We start from the raw sequence: 17,229 nt of genomic DNA, 5'->3' as shown, positions 1-17,229 counted from the left end.
CACCCCCTAGTACGAGCTCTCGCCACCTGGAGGAGGGGACGGGCGGCCGGTCCCACCGGGCCTGCCGCCCGTACCGCCGATCGCGCAGCCCGAGGAGCGCACGCCGCCGGGCCCACCCTCACGCCGACCCACCCTCACACCAGGCCCCCTCACCCGCGTCACCTCGTGAAGGCCGCCCAGACCACCTTGCCGGTGTCCGTCCACCGCACCCCCCACCGGGTGGTGAGCCCGTGCACGACGTGCAGGCCGCGGCCACCGTCGTCGAGGAGCGCGGTGCGGCCCAGCCGCGGCCTGCCGTTGCCGGTGTCACCCACCTCGCACAGCAGCCCGTGACCGGCCCTGATCAGCCGTACCGTGAGGGGCCCGCGGCCGAAGCGGACCGCGTTGGTGACCAGCTCGCTGACCACCAGCAGCACGTCGTCCCGGATGTCGTCCCCGGTGTGCCATTGCGCCGGCAGGGCGCGGACCAGTGCGCGGGCCCGGGCGGCCGCGTCGGCGCGGGCGGCCAGACGCCAGGTCGCGGTGTCCCCCTTGCGGTAGCCGATCATGCGCGCGAGCAACAGCGTCACGTCGTCGCGCCGGTGCACAGGCGCCAGCGTGGAGACCAGGCGCCGCGCGGCCTGCGGCAGGGCGTCCCAGGGGTGCACCGTGGACACGGCGTCCGCCAGCCTGTCGATGCCCTCGTCGATCGACAGGGAGGGATCCTCGACCAGCCCGTCGGTGTAGAGGGCGAGCAGCGAGCCCGGGGGCGCGGCGAAGGTGTGCACGTCGAACGGTTCCCGTAGCGCGAACTCGGCGCCCAGCCCGGGGTGGGGGCGGACCGGCAACCGTCCGGCGGGGCCGCCCGGGGGCACCAGGACCGGGGGGAGATGGCCGGCGCTGGACAGCGACACCTGGTGGCTGACCGGGTCGTACACGGCGACGCAGCAGGTCGACCCGAGGGCGCTGTAGCCGGCCGCCAGCCCGGAGTCCGGGTCGTCCAGCAACGACACGGTCTCGTCCAGGTGCTCCAGCACCTCGTCGGGTGCCAGCCCCGCGGACAGCAGCGCGCGGGCCTCCATGCTGAGCTGTCCCATGGTCGCCGCGGCTCCCAGGCCGTGCCCGACGACGTCACCGACCACCAGCGCGGTACGGCCGTCCGCCAGCGGGAAGCTGTTCACCCAGTCACCGCCGACGCCCGCGCTGTCGGGGGTGGCGGGCTGGTAGACGCTGGCGGTCTCGACGGAGTCGTCGCCGGTCCGTGGCAGCAGCCGCCGCTGCAACGCCAGCACCTGCCTGTGCTCGCGCTGGTGCTGACGGGCCAGGTCGACGTGATGCGAGGTCCTGGCCACGAGTTCCTGCAGGTCGAGCAGCTCACTGTCGTGGAAGGGCCGGTCCGCCCGCCGCCAGACCTCCGCCACGCCCAGCACGACGGGCGGCGCACCGTCCAGGACCAGCGGTATGCACGCCACACCCGACACCTGGTCACCGGGCTCAAGGGCACGCGCCAACCGCGGACTGCCCAGTACCCGCTCGATCGTCTTCCGGTCGGGTATGACGATGGCCTGCGCGGCGTCGTCACGCAGTATCGCTTGCGACAGCAGGCGACTGGCGTCGCTGGGAAGATCGTCGCCGGGAGTCACGTAGCCGTCGGGCCACGCCCGGTCCGGGACCAGGGCCGCCCGCCGCAGCCGGATCCGCCCCTGCGGCTGTTCGGGGACCACGTCGCCCGTCCACACGGCGAAGTCGAGGTCGATGGCGGCCACGTCTCCCCACGCCAGCAGGGACTCCGCGAGCGACTGCGCGGTCTCACCGATGTCCAGCGAGGTGCCGATCGCGGTCTCGGCGGCGTACAGGTGCAGCCTCCTGGCCATGGCGATCAGCGAGACGGTGAGGCCCTCCTGGGGCGTCGCGGCGGCCAGGATGCTCATCGAGACCACCAGCTCCGACCCGTCGCGACGCCGCAGGCGCTGGACCCGGGCGACATGCGCCTCACCGGTCTCGAGGACCTGCCGCAACCGCCGGGTGACCGTCGGTACGTCCCCGGGAGGCAGAAGGTCGAGGAAGGAACTCCCGGCCACCGCGTCCAGCCCCGCGAAGACGGGGGCGTCCAGGTTGCAGCGGGTGATTCTCAGGTCACAGTCCAGATTGACCGCGCCGAGGATCTGCTCCTGACGGCCCGGCGCCGGGTCGGCGTGGATGCCTCGGCGGGCGGTGCGATCGTCCTGCGGGCAGGCCGAACCGCCGGCCGCTGCCGCCGCGCCCCGCGGGATGTAGCGTCCCAGGGCGCTGCTGACCAGGTCGAACGGCGACGAAGACGAGGGCGAAGATGTGGAGTCCATGCGGCTCCCTCAGCTCGCTCGCCAACCCCGGCACAGCGCCGGGACCGGACCCGAGCCTGTGCGACGGGGTACCGAGATTCCTGACCGCACACCTCATTGAATAACACTGCGGGCCGCTTCGCCCACTGTCGTCTCAGTGGTCGTCTCAGTGGTCGTCGCGGATGCTGGTCGCGATGCCGTTGCTGATCACGACCTCGGCGCTGAAGCCCTTCTTGGCGGCCGTCTCCAGTTCGGCCTCGGTGCACTCGGCGCCGCCCTCGCCGCCGGGACCCGTGTTCACGGCGTCGCAGATGTCGTCGTAGCCCCAGATCTTGGTGTCCTCGGCCGTGAAGAACTGCTGCTCCACGCCCTTCATGTCGGAGACCGTGTACTTGCCGGGCGCCAGGTAGGAGACGTTGCCGAACCAGGTTCCGCTGACCCCCTTGCCCTCGTTGATGCCCTCGACGGCGGTCTCGCGGGAGCCGGAGCCCGAGCCGGAGTCGGAGCCAGACCCGGAGCCGGCCCCGGAGTCAGAGCCGGACCCGGCCCCCGACCCGGACGCGGCCCCCGACCCGGCCCCCTGCTGGGCGGCACGCCGCTCGCTCACCAGCGTCGCGACACCGTTCTTCATCTTCACGTCGGCGTTCACGGCGCCCTTCTTGGCAGCCGCCTCCAGCTGGTCCAGCGTGCAGGGCGCGTCCACCTTGGACCCGGCCTCGCCGCATATCGTGCCGACGCCGTAGACCTCGGTGTCGTCGGCCACCAGGAACTGCTGGTCGCCCTTGCCCGGTACGGACACGATGTACTTGCCCGGGGCGAGATAGGTGACCTTGCCGTTCTCGAAGGAACCGCTGACGCCCTTGGAGTTCTTGGAGCCCGACACCTTCTCCGCGACCGCCGCCGCGTCCGATCCGTTCTTGCCGGACGAGTTGTCGGTGCCGCTCTGGCACGCCGTCATCAGCAGCCCGGCGGTGATCGCGGCGGTGGCGACGACGGCCTTGCGCAGGTGGCGGTTCATCAAGGGAGGTTCCTTCCAAGGCGGGCGATGGGGAAACGGCGGCGTTCCGCGCCGGTCCCCGGTCTGTACTGATCATGAGGGGTCCAGGAGCCCGCAGGTCACGCCCGTCGTCCCTTCACGACACCGCCGTGGCACAGCCGTGACACAGCAACACCTCAGCTGTGGACGTCGGTTCGCCGACGCGCCGCCTTGCGCCGGCCCCGCGCCGCGGTGATCATCCGCCGGCCGGCCGGTTCTCCTCCTCGACGGTCACCGGCCGGTCGTTCCTCAGCTCGGTGAACAGCTCCTTCGCCTTCGCCGCGTCCCACGTCACGGCACTGCCCTTCGACGTACTGATCCCCAGGTCGGCCACGGGGACGTCGAGCTGCCTGCCATCTCCGGACGAGACGCTCCTCATCGCCTCGAACAGCGAGGCAAGGGTGCTCAGTCGCATGTCCTTGTCCACCACCAGGGTGTTCAGCGCCGCGCCCAGCAGGGGGTAGGCCCGGAACGGATTGAGCGCGGTGCCCGGTGTGGCCGCCTTGTGGGCGAGCGCGGCGAGGAACCTCTGCTGGTTCCGGCTGCGCCCCAGGTCGCCCTCGGCCTCCTGGTGGCGCTGGCGGACGAAGGCCAGGGCCTGGGCGCCGTCCAGGGTGTGGCAGCCCTTCGTCAGGTCGAGGCCCGACCTCGCGTCCTTGATGGTCCGGTCCACGCACATGTCCACACCGCCGACCGCGTCCACGACACCGACGAAGCCGCCGAAGCCGATCTCCGCGTAGTGGTCGACGCGGACGCCCGTGTTGAGCTCGACGGTCCGCACCAGCAGCCCGGCGCCGCCCAGGGAGTAGGCATCGTTCAGCTTGTCCTTCGCCGGGCGGTGCCGCTTGCCGGTGTCGGGGTCGAGGTACGACGGGAGAGTCACCCACGAGTCGCGGGGCAGGCTCACCATCGTGGTGCCGTGGGCGCCGGTGTGCAGGAGCATCATCGAGTCGGTGCGGCCGCCGCCGCCCCCGCCGGCGTGCAGATCCTCCTTGGCCTGCTCGGACAGGCCGTCCCGGCTGTCGGAGCCCACGATGAGGTACGTGGTCCCCTTCCCCTGCGGCGGACGGTCCCCGACCGCACCGAGGTCGACGGACCGGTCGAGTTCGAAGTCCGCCCAGGCGTATGTGCCACCGCCGGCCAGGAGCAGTGCGCAGAGCGCCGGCGCCAGCAGCCGGGCGATCCGGCGCCGCCGGCTGGGACGTACCCAGGGCCGCCGCGTGCCGCGGGAGTGACCACCCCCGGGCCGCTCCTGGTGCGGTCGCCGTACGGGTTCCTCGTACGGCCGTGTCTCCTCCGCCGGTCCGACGACGTGCCCTGTGATCACATGGGGCGCCTGCGTCCGCCCGTTCCAGTCACTCATGGGTTCCACCCCCGATCACCTCGACGACAACTCCCGTGCGGCGACCGGCTGTCTCAGCTGTTCCGTGGCGGCGGTACCCGCACGCTGCATGCGGTGCCACTTGAGCCGGGTGCCGCCCAGCAGGGCGAACACGGACTGGATGACGACCAGGTACATCAGCTGCCGGTAGACGAAGAGCTGGAACGGCATCGACCACAGGCTCCGCAGTTTTTCTCCGTCGAGCCTCAACGCGTAACCGGCGCACAGCAGTTGGATGATGAGGAAGGCGAGCCAGATGCCCAGCGACTGCGTGGGGTCGCTGAACAGCGCCCCGTACAGCGCGAACAGGTCGACGACCGGGGCGATCAGCGGCAGGCCCACCTGAAAGGTCATCAGATACGTCAGTCCGCGGCGCGCGAAGCGTCCGGCGGTACCCACCTGCAGGACGGCTCCGCGGTGCTTCCACATCGCCTGGAGCGTGCCGTAGCACCAGCGGTAGCGCTGCCGCCACAACTGCCGCAGGGAGGTGGGTACTTCGGTCCAGGCGACGGCCGACTCCTCGTAGACCACCCGCCAGCCGGCCCGCCACAGGGCCATCGTGAGGTCGGTGTCCTCGGCGAGGGTGTCCTCGCTGACCCCGCCGACGCCCAGCAGCGCGTCCCGGCGGAACGCGCCGATGGCTCCGGGAACCGTGGGCATGCACTCCAGGACCTCGAACATCCGCCGGTCGAGGTTGAAGCCGAAGACGTACTCCAGGTGCTGCCACCGGCCGAGCAGCCCGCGCCGGTTGCCGACCTTGGTGTTGCCGCTGACGGCGCCGATGGCCGGATGCGCGAGCGGCTGGATGAGCCGGTGCAGGGCGTCGGGTTCGAAGACGGTGTCGGCGTCGACCATCACGACGATGTCGAACGAGGCGTGCGCCAGGCCGGTGTTGAGCGCGGCCGCCTTGCCCGAGTTGGGCTGCCGGATCACCCGCACCCGTGGGTCGTTGATCCAGGTCGCGAGGTCGGCCGTGCCGTCCGTAGAGCCGTCGTCGATCACGATGACCTCGAGGTGGGGGTGCGTGGACGCGAGCAGCGAATGGACGGTGGATTCGATGCCGGCCTCCTCGTTGTACGCCGGCACGAGCACCGTTACAGGTGCGGCGACCTCCCGCAGCCAGGGCGAGCCCGGGCGGAAGCGGGTCAGGCGCCGGACATGGGCACGGGCGAAGACGGTCAGCATCAGCAGGCGCAGCACGCCCAGGGCGCCCAGCGCGAACAGCACCCAGGTCATGGTGTGCGTGAACGCGTGACCGGCGGTCGTCGCCCAGATCAGCGCCTTGCCCTGCCACCGTTCGGTCGTCGGCACGGCGGTGTCGGCCAGGGGCATGCCGAGCGCGTCCGTGACGGTGGTGAACCGTTTGGCGTGCCGGTTGCCGAGCAGGTCCTTCGCCTCCCGGTACGCCAGGTCCGTCTGGCTGAACTGGCGGACCGTGCCGGACGCCGGATCACGGTCGGGCCGGTCCGCGGCGACCAGCACATAGCCGTCCGCGGCGGCGCGCTGGGCCGCCGTCCACTCGGCGCCGCACAGCGTGTCCACCTGGGTCGTCAGCGGCATCCGCAGCAGGCTGGTTCGGATGCCCGCCGAACCGGCGAGGGTCTTCTGGGTGAGCGTCAGCTCCATCGCGGTGCGCACCCGGGACGAGGATCCGAGGTCGGCGCCCGTATACGTGTTGGACCCGATCTCGTGGCCCTCGGCGAGGATCCGCCGGATCAGGTCGGGATGGCGGGCCGCCTGGGCGCCGTACACGAAGAAGGTCGCGTGCGCGTGGTGCTCGCGCAGCAGGTCGAGGATGCGCGGGGTCCACACGGGGTCGGGGCCGCCGTCGAAGGTGAGCGCGACGGTACGGGCGGGCATGGCCGAGGACGCGACGTCGTCGGCACCGCTGATACGGCGCAGGACCGGTCCGCTCTTCTCCACGGCCCCGGGCACCGGTCTGGTGCAGGGGATCCGGGACTTGGCGGCGTCGACCTCGTGGTTGCTCCAGCCTTCGAAGACCAGGGCGACGAGGACGACGGGCAGGGTGAGGGCCAGTAGCCGCCAGTGACCGCGGGGCTCGCGGGAACGGGCGTGCCGACGGCGGGCCGCGCGGCTCAAGCCACGCTCCCCGGGGTGACGTTAATCACGGCTGGATCCGGGCCCCTCCAGCGGGAGTCGGGGGCGGCCGGGGGTGATCCGAGCCGGGGGCGGACCGGCGGGCCGGGCGCGTGCCGAAGACCGCGCGCATCGGTGCGGGACGCCGGTCTGACGGCACGGACAGCGAGGAACGCTGTGACACTCCACCTGCTCTTCACAGGGTTGTCGAAGGTGTTGACACCGGATGAAGGGCGATGCGTTATCTGCTGGTTTGTCTTCCGGCCGAGCTGTTGCATGGGGGGCGAGTGTAGCCACAGGCGATGCCGTGGGTGTGTCCGAAACCAGGTGCCGGCCACCGTCCCCCGGAGGGTGTGACGCTGGGCCTCGCCGGTGCGCTGGACTAGGTGGATAGGGGGAAGTGGGCCCTTGTTGCCCCTCCCTCGAAGGGGACCTCCTGGAGGTCACGCCGCGCCCGCGCCGCCTGTTTTCAGCCACTCGTCCGGTGTGCGGCGCGGGGGCGCCGAGGCAGGCGGAAGACAAGCGCGGTATGTGACGACCATCCGGCCCGGCCGCGCACGCCGCTCCGCCTCCGGTGCGGTCATCAGGCTCACGGCGCCGGTGCGGTACGGCGACAGGCGCATGCTGAAGCAGACGCGGGTCCCGGGCGGTGCGGGAGTGTGCTGGAGGGGTGACGCGTCAGCGCACGCCTGCCGTGTCGAGCAGGGTGGTCACGGTGGGTGCGACGAGGCCGGTGAGGTCGTCGGCATGGATACCCGCGCGGGCGCTTGCGCCGTCGAAGACCAGGCTGAGCTGTCGGGCCAGCAGACCGGGATCGCTTGCCCCGCCCTGCTCGGCCTCGGCGCGGAAGAAGGCGGTCAGGTTCGCCTTGACCTGATGGGCGACCTGGCTCGCGGGGTGGCTCTGGTCCTTGAGTTCGATCTGCACGGCCAGGTACCGGCAGCCTCGGAACTCGGGCGCCCCCGCCTGCGACTCCACCTGCTCGAAGACGTGCAGGATCCGCTCGCGGGGGGAGCGGCCGTCGTCCGCCGCGGGCAGGAGAGTCGCCGCGTAGGCGGAGGCGCGCTCCTTCAGGCTCACTGCCAGGAGTTCGTCCTTGCTCTCGAACAGCTGGTACATGGAGCGCTTCGACACCCCCGCCGCCTTGCACAGCGCCTCGACGCCGATGCTGACGCCGTCTCGGTAGGTGAGTGTGGCTGCCGCCTCCAGCAACCGCTCCCTGGGGCTCAGCTTCACTTCGGTGGTCATACCGCGAGGTTAACCCGAAGTGGACGAAATGAAAACCGATCGGTTTTCGGCGTGGTCGGCACGGTCACGGTCGGGGGGCGCGCCGGACGCGGAAGGGGTGAACGCCGCTCATGACGTACGGGTGTCCCGGTCGCCGGACGCGGAGCGTTTCGCCGGGGGCTGCCAGCCGCCGGTGACTTCCTTGACGGGCTTGTGGGGGAAGCGGCGCCGGGCGTACTCCTGCGCGTGCGAGCCCGGCAGGACGTAGAGCGTCTCCTTCTTGTCCCGCAGCGGTCGCAGCACGGTGTCCATGAACGACTTGCGGTCGTCCAGGTAGGGGCCCAGGACATCCTCGCCGGCGGGGCAGACGGCGACGCAGTAGCCGGACTTGTAGCCGGGCGGCGAGCTCAGGCTCTGCCACATGGAGGCGCTCTCGGAATCGCTGACCCGCGAGCGGTAGTCGGCGGCGTCCTCGCTGTCGGCCACGGTCTGCGCCCAGTCGGTGAACCCGCTCATGAACTCACGGTAGTTGTGCGTGGTGCAGGCCAGCGCGTCGAAGGCGCCGTCCTTGGCGATGGCGCCGACCGGGCAGGCGGCGACGCACAACTTGCAGTCGATGCAGGGGTTGTAGTCCAGCGCCTGCCCGTACTCGCTGACCTCCGCGTCCACCAGGACGGTCACGAGCAGGACGAAGCTGCCGAACTTCGGGTGGATGACGTTGCGGTGCAGGCCCATCACGCCGAGCCCGGCGGCCACCGCGACCGTCTTGTGTGCCACCACCCAGATCCGCTCGCTGGGGAAGTGGTCCATCTCCTGAGGGAAGCCGACGGAGGGGTTGAGTGCGCGGTAACCGGCGTCCTGGAGCGCCTGGGTGACGCTGCGGGCGGCGTGGTTGGCCTGTTCGTCGGTCTGGTGGAACTCCTGGTTGGCCACGCTGCGGGCGGGGGAGCGGCAGTTGTCGCGGTTCATCCGGACCGCCATCGCGATCAGGGTGCGGGTGCCGGGCAGCGCCGACTGCGCGTACTCGCGCTCGCCGGCCAGGTCGGGGTGGTCCAGGCTGACCGCGGCCGCGTCGTCCGCGCCGGCCGCCAGGCACAGTTCGCGCAGCCAGGCCGCGTCGATCACTGCGGGCGGGCTCACCGTGTCACCGGCGCTCCGCCGGGCGAGTACGGCCTGGACCGACGGGTGGGCGGCCAGCTTCGCCGGAAGCCTGGGGGCCTGGGCCTGGGCCTGGGCCGGGGCCGTCGTTTGCCCGTCGGCGTCGCGCGCGGCAGTCATCCGTACTCCTTGGGGGATTCGGGTGCGAGACTCGCCCTCACGGCGAGAAACCGATCAGTTTCACCACCGTAAACTGATCGGTTTTCGGGTGCAAGCGCGAGTCGCGAGCCGCTCCTTCGGGCAGTCGATGTCGCCGCGGGCCGAACCTGCGAGTGGGGTGCCCGTGCCCCGTCGGCATCCCGCCGTGGACTCACTCCGCCGTCTGCTCCCCCCGCCCGCACGCGCGGCGATCGTGGCGACGGTGGTTCGCGTCCTCCTGGGCCAGCCGCCGCAGCAGCCTGACGACCGGCTCGAACAGCACACTGAGGACCACCGCCCGCTCGGCGAGGGCGATCTGGTCCTCGATCCCTTCGAGTTGCGCGAAATCCAGGTCCGCCGTGGAGGTGGCGAGCCGTGCGTAGGGGATGAGGTCGTCGGCCGTGTAGTCGGTGCCGAGGCGGCTCAGCGCCGCGAGACTCTCGGCGAGTGCCGGGCGGTGCGGTGACGCGTCGGAGATCTGCCAGCCCATGTTCTCGATGAGGGCCTCGACCCTCCCGACGGCTCCGCCGGACGCCGCCTCGTCGGCAGCACCCCCATGGTCCTCGCCGCCCTTGTCGCTCGTCTCCGCGGAAGGAACCGGCAGGGCGTGGTGGACGACGGCCAGGGTCTCGAACGCGTCCAGCGGCTGCTCGACGGCCTCGAGAACCTCACGGGTGCGGGCGACGGACAGTCCGCCGAGCTGGATGAGGGAACGGATCAGACGCAGCCGCTGGATGTGCTCCTCGTCGTACTCGACCGTGGTCGGGTTCAGCGCCCGTCCCTCGGGGAGCAGTCCCTCCCGTCGGTAGTACTTGATGGTCGCCACCGGCACCCCGGACCGTCGGCTGAGCTCTGAAATCCTCATGCGCTCCCTCACGCTCAATTGTCCCCAGTATCGCGTTACCGGGGGTTGCCCCACCCAGCCCGATAGTGCCACTATCAAGCGCTCGGTAGTGGAACTATCGAGCGCTTCTCGGTGTGCCGTTTCCGCGCACCCGGCCCCGACTCACCTCGTACACCTCGCTCACCTCTCTGCATCTCGTACATCCCACATAGCTCATACATCTCGCACATTTCACGTATCTCGTATATCTCGCATATCTCGTATATCTCGCACATCTCATACACCTCGACAACGAAGGGCCACGCATGTCCCAGCGAATCGGCAGGATCCACTGGAAGCGCTTCGCCGTCGGTGCGGTGCCGACGGTGGTCGCCACGGCGGCTGTCGCCGTCTCCATGGCCCAGGGCGTGCTGGCCGCCTCGTTCAGCATCTCCGGATCCGAGTTCAAGGTCTCGGCCGGTTCCCTGAGCGGCTCCGGATTCGCCAACTACGCGACGGTGGACGTCGCCAAGAACGGCAAGCGCGTACCCGTCTCCGTCTCGGCCATGAAGAACGCGAAGATCACCGACATGTGCCAGTCCGTGCCGGTGGACATTCCCATGCTCGGGACCTACACGATGTCGCTCAAGGCAGGCGGATCGGGTACGGCGGTCAAGGCCAAGAACCTGTACATCGACATGACCGACCTCCAGGCCAAGTCCGGCACCTTCAGGAACGTCGACATCGGCGTCGCCACCGGCTCCATCACGAAGGGCCAGGTCAACCCCAAGGATCACGTCGATCCCGACGGCTACGCCCAGCAGGCGGACTCGATCGAGATCATCGACGCCCACCAGCGGGTCTGGGCCACCTCAGCCGGGACGTTCGAACTCGCGGGCCTGCACATGAACATCGTGGCCGGCCGCCACGACTGCTTCTGACGGCGCCCCCCAACCCCCGCGACCCGACGACGACTTGGGAACCTCCACATGACGAGTGCCGACGCACCCGCACACCTCCACAGCGACAGCGGCTTCGCCCGCGCTCGCCGGGACTTCCGGACCTGGCGGCGCACCCGCCCCTTCTGGGCGGGCCTGCTGGTACTCCTCGCCGCCGCGCCGATCATCTACTTGCCCTACTTCAACCTCTCCCTGGGCGCCCTGTCCGTGGCGATGTCCACCACCGCGGGGGCCGGATCCCTGGTCATCGGCCTGACGCTGATCGTCCTCGGCGGACTTCTGTGGTTCCAGCCGGTCATCAGGTTCTTCGCCGGATGCGTGGCGATCTTCCTCGGCGTGCTGTCGCTCCCCATCTCGAACTTCGGCGGATTCTTCGTCGGCACGCTGTGCGCGGCCACGGGTGGACTCCTGGCCCTGGCGTGGGGCCCGGTGGACACGTCCGACGACGCCGAGGAACTGCCGGGGAGGGCCGGGGAATGACCGACCAGTCGCCCGACCTCCGCGGGGAGGCCGTAGGACCCCCCTACGCCCGGCCGACGAAAGGCCGCCACGCCGTTCCCCGTACGTCCGCGCTGACCCGCCTGCGCCTGCCGCTCGGGAAGGCTCTCGCACTGACCGCGCTGCCGACCGTCCTCGTCCTGGCAAGTCAGCGTCCGCCCGCGCTCGACACGAGCGCCACCGCGGCTCATTCGGCTCCCGAAGAGGCGCCCGGCGGCGGCGTCGACTGCGCCCGTCCCGACGACACGTCACCCCCTGCCACGCCGCCCTCTGCCACGCCGCCCTCTGCCACGGCACCCACTCCCTCCGCTGCTCCCGGCACGCCCAGTGCCCCCACGAGCGACGAGCCGGTCAAGCCGCCGAAGCGGGTGGCGGACGGGGAGACGGGCCCGACCCCAGCTCCGACCGCCTCATCGAGCCCGACCGCTGCCCCCAACGGCCTCGCGGACGTCCTCGGTTCCCTCCTCCACGGCGACACCGACCAGCGCAGTCCGGCACCCGACACGAGTCCCTCGCAACGGGGCCCGACCGCTACGACCCCGACCACCACGGAGCCATCCGACGCGCCACCCACCGCATCCGACGCGCCACCGAGCGCACCTCACGCCTCACCCACCCCCGCCCATCGGACCACTGAGCCGTCTGCGCCGTCGTCCCAACCGGGGCCCGCCACGGAGCCCGCCACGGACTCCACGAGGGGCGCCCGCACCTGTGACATCAGCGATCTCAAGGCTCCCGAGGACGAGAACGCCGTCCGATTCCCCGCCGAGTCCTGGAACCTGAAGGGGAGCCGCCTCGAACTGCGCGACCTCGTCTTCGGCGGCGTGGTGACCGTGGACACGGCCGCCGGACCCAAGCGGGTGCTCAAGTTCTCCGCGGCGTCCGTCACGATCGGCGACCTGAAGCTGGCCGTACCCGTCGGCCCGGAGATCCAGCACATCGACGGAGCGCCCGGCTCGACGTCCACGCTGCGAGGCGACCGCATCACCATGTACGTCGAGAGCCTGAAGGGCACCCTCTCCGGCGTCCAAGGCATCCCCCTGCCCCCGGCCCTCCGCCTCCACCTCACCCCCGACACGGTTCCGGAGTGGCTCTACGACACGGCCGGGAAGCTCGACCTCAAGCTCCGGCTCGGCTTGGACGACGCCGACATAGATCAGGCAGGACAGACGGGCGGGGAACTCGTCATCCCGGGGATCCACGGGTACGGAACGCCTCGGTGAAGCCGGGACCCGCCGGGACTTGCACATGGAAACCGATCGGTTTACGGTGATGGAAACCAATCGGTTTCCCATTCTCCGGAGGCAATCATGACCGCATTGAAGGGCGCAACCGTCTTCGTCACCGGCGGCAGCCGAGGCATAGGCAAGGCCCTGGTGGAGGAGCTGTACGCGCGCGGTGCCGCCAAGGTCTACGCAACGGCCCGCGACCCGCGCAGCGTGACGCACCCCGACGCGGTCCCGGTGGCGCTGGAGGTCACCGACCCGGCCTCCGTGGCGGCGGCCGCCGCGCTGGCGGACGACGTCACCGTGCTGATCAACAACGCCGGCGCCTCGGTCGGCGCGTCCTTCCTCGACTCCCCGGTCGACGACGTACGCCGGGAGTTCGAGACCAACTTCTACGGCCCCCTGCTGGCCACCCGCGCCTTCGTGCCGGTCATCGAGCGCAACGGCGGCGGCCACCTCCTCAACGTGCACTCGGTGCTCTCCTGGCTGGCCCTCGGCGGTTCCTACAGCGCCTCCAAGGCCGCCCTCTGGTCGCAGACCAACTCCCTGCGCCTGGAGCTCCAGCCGCGCGGCATCGCCGTCACCGGACTGCACGTCGGCTATGTGGACACGGACCTGACGACAGGCGTCGACGCCCCCAAGTCCGACCCCCGTGACGTCGCCGCACTCGCCCTCGACGGCGTCGAGTCGGGAGCGCACGAGGTGCTCGCCGACGACATCTCACGGCAGGTCAAGGCGGGCCTGTCCGGCGACCTGGCGGGACTGTACGCCCAGCTGGCGAAGTAACGCGTTCACACCCGAGGAGTCGGCGAGATGCCCAGCCACGAGTCACGTCCCACGATCCACATTCCGGGGACCACCAGCCACACCATCGCCCCACGTGCGGGACGCGGCAGCCGTGAGGGAACACTGCGCTACCTCAAGGCGGGCTCCGGCGCTCCCCTGGTCCTGCTGCACACCGTGCGCACCCAGGCCGAGCACTTCCGCCGCCTCGTCCCCCTGGTCGCGGACCGGTACACCGTGTACGCCCTCGACCTGCCGGGGATGGGCTACTCCGAGATCGTGCCCGGCGCGTCGTACGACGAGCCGTCCATGCGCGCGGGCGTCAAGCGGCTCCTCACCGAACTCGACCTCCACGACGTGACGTTGACGGGGGAGTCCATGGGAGCGGTGCTCGCCCTGACCGCCGCCGCCGACCTCCCTGAGCGAGTCCGGCGCGTCGTCGCGGTGAACACGTACGACTTCCGCGACGGCATCGCCCGGTCCTCTCTCCTCGCCCGCGTGGTGGTCACCGGTGTCCTCACCTCCGGAGTGGGCCCGGTGATCGCCGGCGTGGAACCCAAGCCCGCCCTCCGCAGAATCCTTCAGGGCGGTCTCGGCGACCGGAGCGCGCTGCGCGAGGACTACCTGGATGAACTCCTCCAGGTGGGCAGACGCCCCGGCTACCCGACCGTCGCGAGAGCCGTGTACCAGGCCCTGCCCAGCCTCATCGCCGCCCGCTCGCGCTACCCCGAGGTCAAGGCCCCCGTCCACCTCGTCTACGGCGAGAAGGACTGGTCCCGCCCCTCGGACCGCGAGGCCAACAGGCACCTGCTGCCTTCCGCCCACTTCACGCAGGTGCCGAAGGCCGGCCACTTCATCGCCCTGGAACGGCCCGACGTACTGGCCGACCTGCTGAACGCGGTGGCCTGACCCCGGGACGGACAGCTCTCTCTGTCCGGGCTGAGTCATCAGGCCAAGCAGGCGGGCGTCGGCCCCGGCACCTTGTACCGGCACTTCCCCACCCGGGAAGCGCTGCTCGCGGCCGTGCTGCAGACGCGCTCCGAAGAGCTGGTGGCGCTCCAAGAGGAGATCGCGGGGCCCGGCGATGTCGAGGAGACCCTGGCGCAGTGGCTGCGCGCACTGGAGGAGTACCTCAGCGCGTTCAGCGGACTGCCGGAACCGCTCATGGCCGTGGCCAGGACGCAGGATCCGGACAACCCGCTCACACTCCCCTGTGACACCGTCATCACCGCCACCGAGGACTACGTGCGCGCCGCTCAGCGGACGGGGCGCGTGCGCGAGCCGGTGCAGGGGGACAGCCTGTTCCTCGCGGCCGTCTCCGCATGGGACGCATCCCGCTGCAGCACAGCGTGGTCCTGCACGACACCGCCGGCATCCTCGACAACCGTTAGGCCCAGCTGCGCCAGGTTCCCTCGGACTCGTTCCTCTATCCGAGGTGCACGTACGCCGCCCAGCGGCTCGGCAGGAGTGGGTGGTGGCGACGCAGCTCCGCCAGGGTGCGGTGCAGGGCGCGTGCGACCTGCGCGTCCGCCGCCTGCGCGGGCGAGGCCGTACCGATCTCCCGGTAGAACAGACGCGCTGTTGCCGCCGCGGTGCCGTCGGGTACTCGCCACAGTGTCCCGATGACCTGCCGGAAGCCCGCGGTCTGGAAGGCTGCACCGAGGTGGATCACCTCGTCGGTGAGGGGCGACGGGTCCGACTGTGTCGTGGAGCAGGCCGACAGATACGCGAGTTCCCCGTCCAATACCGGCGACGACAGCAGCTCAGCGACGCGGACGCCGCCCCCGCACACACGCAGCGCTCCCTGTGTCGGATCCGGCCCGCCAGCCTCGGCGTGCCCCGCGAAGTGCAGCCAGCCACCCCGCCGTACCAGGTCCAACACCGCCGCCGGGGTGGCATCGGAGCCCTCCAGACGCACGAGCCTTCCGGCTGCCTCGGCCTGCGGAAAGGCGCCTGCCACCCAGGCTGCTTCCCGGGCCAGGCCTGGCAATGGGGGCAGCCCTTCCTGCTGCGGGGCCGTGACGATACCTACGGAAAACTCGGCCGGACCCTTGCCCCGGCCCCGCAACAGCAGCCGGATCGTCGGCGTGTACGAGGACACGACCCGGTCCATAGCTCCGTCACCCTGGCGTCCCGCGGCGTGCAGCGGAAGTAAGGACAGGGCACCGGTCGGCATCCACCGCACCCGTCCGGCCCCGGGAAGCCGGTCCAGCACGGGACCCGCCACCGCGTCCCACAGCCAGCCCAGTACCTCCCGCAGCGGCTCCTGCGCCGCGACGCAGGCTTCCTCGTCCAGCGGACTGGCCTCCGCGAAAGGGAGCACGCCATACCAGTCGTCCACACGGGCGTTGAGCTCCCGCACGGTGAGCCGGGGCAGCGGGACCACGCTCAACGATCCCTCCGCCAGCACCAGGGCGTCGGAGCCGAAAGAGCTCACGATGACGACGATCAGGGGGCAGTCGTCCGCCGCGCGACGCAGCTCCTCGAAGGTGCTTGGACCCCATGGCGCCGGTCCACCGCCTCCGGCCGAGCGGATGCGCTGCATCTCCAGGTCCCAGGCGCGCGCGAGCTCCCGTCGGCGGTCCACCGGGCTGGGTTCCGCGGGGTTCCCGGATGCGGGCACCCGGTCGGCGAGCACGGACAATTCCTCCGCGATCCGCAGCAGCTCCGGGTTCTCGTCCTGCTCCCGTACGTCGAGGGCCTGGCCGATGAGCAGGCCGCGGCCTCGCTCCAGCAGTTCCAGGGCCCGTCGTGGCGCGCCGGCGCGGACGGCCGCGGAGGCTGCCTCGGTCACCAGCCCGTAGTGCCTCGCCAGCAACCGCAGATGATCGGCCCGCGGCAGATGGCGCGCAAAAAACAACGGCAGCTGATCGACGGCGAGTTGATACGCGTCCAGGGCCGCCGTCCAGTCGCCGTCTCCCGCCGCGAGCTCCCCTTCCACCCGCAGACAGATGATGCGTTCCTCGGCCGGCATTCCCGCCGTACGTGCCGCTTCGGCCAGCAGTGATCGTGCCCGGGTGGCGTCCTCGCGGTTGCCGTCGCGGCTGTACCGCTCCTCCAGGGCAAGCCCGAGAACCATGGCGTGCTCGCTGCGGTGGAGCGCGGGCTCGTCCTCCGGCAGCGCGCGCAGCAGCAAGGTCTGCGCCTCGATCACTTCATCATTGATCCTGGCGAAGGCGGCCCCGGTGCGCTCGACCCGCTCCACCTTCCAGGACAGCGCTTCGATCAGGCGGTGCAACTGGTCCACTCGTTCAGCCAGGTCCGGGGCGTTCCGCAGCCGGGACAGCTCGGCTGCCGACGCGCCGGGCAGGAGCAGGCCGAGTAGCGGCACCGCAGGGTCGCGCCCACTGCCCGCGCCGAGCAAGTCCGCCTGCAGCCGACTGCGGAACGCAAGTTGGGCGTCGTCCCGTGACGCGTTGATCCGAGCGCGTCGTTGCAGGGCACGCCCTGCGGCTGCTGCGCCGGGGGCCTCGTGGACGGGGCCGCGATGCCGTCTCTGGGCGCCGGTGTGGAGGCTGATGACCTCGTCGAGGTCGGTGAGGTCCCCGGCGTGGTCGAAGCGCTGGATGAGCAGGTCACACAACTGCCCGACAGCCGCGGCCC

13 protein-coding genes and 1 pseudogene are annotated in these 17,229 nt (G+C 70.9%); 6 read left to right on the top strand and 8 right to left on the bottom strand.

Annotated elements, in window-relative coordinates; translation table 11 throughout:
• Positions 1 to 158 precede the first annotated feature (158 nt).
• The 7 genes from ABZ027_RS36035 to ABZ027_RS36005 form a co-directional block, all read right to left on the bottom strand.
• Positions 159 to 2,321: a SpoIIE family protein phosphatase gene (locus ABZ027_RS36035; RefSeq protein WP_356775925.1), complete on the bottom strand. Its 2,163-nt coding sequence runs from the start codon at positions 2,319 to 2,321 to the stop codon at positions 159 to 161.
• 145 nt (positions 2,322 to 2,466) lie between these two features.
• Positions 2,467 to 3,318 carry a hypothetical protein gene (locus ABZ027_RS36030; RefSeq protein ID WP_356775923.1) on the bottom strand — a complete coding sequence of 284 codons (852 nt, stop codon included), beginning with the start codon at positions 3,316 to 3,318 and terminating at the stop codon, positions 2,467 to 2,469.
• A 214-nt stretch (positions 3,319 to 3,532) separates the two neighbouring features.
• Entirely contained in the window at positions 3,533 to 4,699 is a 1,167-nt protein-coding gene (locus ABZ027_RS36025; RefSeq protein WP_356775921.1) for an LCP family protein, read from the bottom strand.
• A 15-nt stretch (positions 4,700 to 4,714) separates the two neighbouring features.
• A complete protein-coding gene (locus tag ABZ027_RS36020; protein WP_356775919.1) occupies positions 4,715 to 6,817 on the bottom strand; it encodes a glycosyltransferase in 2,103 nt (700 codons plus the stop codon).
• A 675-nt stretch (positions 6,818 to 7,492) separates the two neighbouring features.
• Positions 7,493 to 8,062 carry a TetR/AcrR family transcriptional regulator gene (locus ABZ027_RS36015; RefSeq protein ID WP_356775917.1) on the bottom strand — a complete coding sequence of 190 codons (570 nt, stop codon included), beginning with the start codon at positions 8,060 to 8,062 and terminating at the stop codon, positions 7,493 to 7,495.
• A gap of 108 nt (positions 8,063 to 8,170) precedes the next feature.
• A complete protein-coding gene (locus ABZ027_RS36010) occupies positions 8,171 to 9,319 on the bottom strand; it encodes a 4Fe-4S binding protein (protein WP_356775915.1) in 1,149 nt (382 codons plus the stop codon).
• 190 nt (positions 9,320 to 9,509) lie between these two features.
• Complete coding sequence (locus ABZ027_RS36005; protein WP_356775913.1) at positions 9,510 to 10,202, bottom strand: MerR family transcriptional regulator; 693 nt, start codon at positions 10,200 to 10,202, stop codon at positions 9,510 to 9,512.
• A gap of 284 nt (positions 10,203 to 10,486) precedes the next feature.
• Between ABZ027_RS36005 and ABZ027_RS36000 the strand changes: the two genes are divergently transcribed.
• The 6 genes and pseudogenes from ABZ027_RS36000 to ABZ027_RS35975 form a co-directional block, all read left to right on the top strand.
• Positions 10,487 to 11,101 carry a DUF6230 family protein gene (locus ABZ027_RS36000; protein ID WP_356775911.1) on the top strand — a complete coding sequence of 205 codons (615 nt, stop codon included), beginning with the start codon at positions 10,487 to 10,489 and terminating at the stop codon, positions 11,099 to 11,101.
• A 48-nt stretch (positions 11,102 to 11,149) separates the two neighbouring features.
• Positions 11,150 to 11,599 (top strand): DUF6114 domain-containing protein, encoded by a 450-nt coding sequence (locus tag ABZ027_RS35995; RefSeq protein ID WP_356775909.1) that lies wholly within the window; start codon positions 11,150 to 11,152, stop codon positions 11,597 to 11,599.
• Positions 11,596 to 12,840, top strand: coding sequence for a hypothetical protein (locus ABZ027_RS35990; protein WP_356775907.1), 1,245 nt, complete (start codon positions 11,596 to 11,598; stop codon positions 12,838 to 12,840). The genes ABZ027_RS35995 and ABZ027_RS35990 overlap by 4 nt, the downstream gene beginning before the upstream one ends.
• Before the next feature lie 87 nt (positions 12,841 to 12,927).
• The gene (locus ABZ027_RS35985) at positions 12,928 to 13,629 is read left to right on the top strand and encodes an SDR family oxidoreductase (RefSeq protein ID WP_356775905.1); all 702 of its coding nucleotides are present in this window, start codon (positions 12,928 to 12,930) and stop codon (positions 13,627 to 13,629) included.
• Between the two features lie 27 nt (positions 13,630 to 13,656).
• Positions 13,657 to 14,535: an alpha/beta hydrolase gene (locus ABZ027_RS35980; protein ID WP_356775903.1), complete on the top strand. Its 879-nt coding sequence runs from the start codon at positions 13,657 to 13,659 to the stop codon at positions 14,533 to 14,535.
• A gap of 42 nt (positions 14,536 to 14,577) precedes the next feature.
• Positions 14,578 to 14,952: pseudogene (locus ABZ027_RS35975) on the top strand (TetR/AcrR family transcriptional regulator); the annotation flags it as partial.
• A 100-nt stretch (positions 14,953 to 15,052) separates the two neighbouring features.
• On the opposite strand, the gene ABZ027_RS35970 reads toward ABZ027_RS35975, so the two are convergent.
• Positions 15,053 to 17,229, bottom strand: a 2,177-nt coding sequence (locus tag ABZ027_RS35970) for a CHAT domain-containing protein (protein WP_356775901.1), incomplete at its 5' end; no start/stop codon positions are given.

Origin of the sequence: Streptomyces sp. NPDC006332, assembly GCF_040612855.1 — a bacterium.
Classification (GTDB): Bacteria; Actinomycetota; Actinomycetes; order Streptomycetales; family Streptomycetaceae; genus Streptomyces.
The sequence above is the reverse complement of the archived record's forward strand: the minus strand, read 5'-3'. Positions and strand labels throughout refer to the sequence as shown.

Excerpts from the sequence above, each read along its gene's own strand:
- ABZ027_RS36005 (WP_356775913.1), bottom strand. The coding sequence starts at position 10,202 with ATGAGGATTTCAGAGCTCAGCCGACGGTCCGGGGTGCCGGTGGCGACC.
- ABZ027_RS35985 (WP_356775905.1), top strand. The coding sequence starts at position 12,928 with ATGACCGCATTGAAGGGCGCAACCGTCTTCGTCACCGGCGGCAGCCGA.
- ABZ027_RS36025 (WP_356775921.1), bottom strand. The coding sequence starts at position 4,699 with ATGAGTGACTGGAACGGGCGGACGCAGGCGCCCCATGTGATCACAGGG.
- ABZ027_RS35980 (WP_356775903.1), top strand. The coding sequence starts at position 13,657 with ATGCCCAGCCACGAGTCACGTCCCACGATCCACATTCCGGGGACCACC.
- ABZ027_RS35990 (WP_356775907.1), top strand. The coding sequence starts at position 11,596 with ATGACCGACCAGTCGCCCGACCTCCGCGGGGAGGCCGTAGGACCCCCC.
- ABZ027_RS35995 (WP_356775909.1), top strand. The coding sequence starts at position 11,150 with ATGACGAGTGCCGACGCACCCGCACACCTCCACAGCGACAGCGGCTTC.
- ABZ027_RS36030 (WP_356775923.1), bottom strand. The coding sequence starts at position 3,318 with ATGAACCGCCACCTGCGCAAGGCCGTCGTCGCCACCGCCGCGATCACC.
- ABZ027_RS36000 (WP_356775911.1), top strand. The coding sequence starts at position 10,487 with ATGTCCCAGCGAATCGGCAGGATCCACTGGAAGCGCTTCGCCGTCGGT.
- ABZ027_RS36035 (WP_356775925.1), bottom strand. The coding sequence starts at position 2,321 with ATGGACTCCACATCTTCGCCCTCGTCTTCGTCGCCGTTCGACCTGGTC.
- ABZ027_RS36015 (WP_356775917.1), bottom strand. The coding sequence starts at position 8,062 with ATGACCACCGAAGTGAAGCTGAGCCCCAGGGAGCGGTTGCTGGAGGCG.
- ABZ027_RS36010 (WP_356775915.1), bottom strand. The coding sequence starts at position 9,319 with ATGACTGCCGCGCGCGACGCCGACGGGCAAACGACGGCCCCGGCCCAG.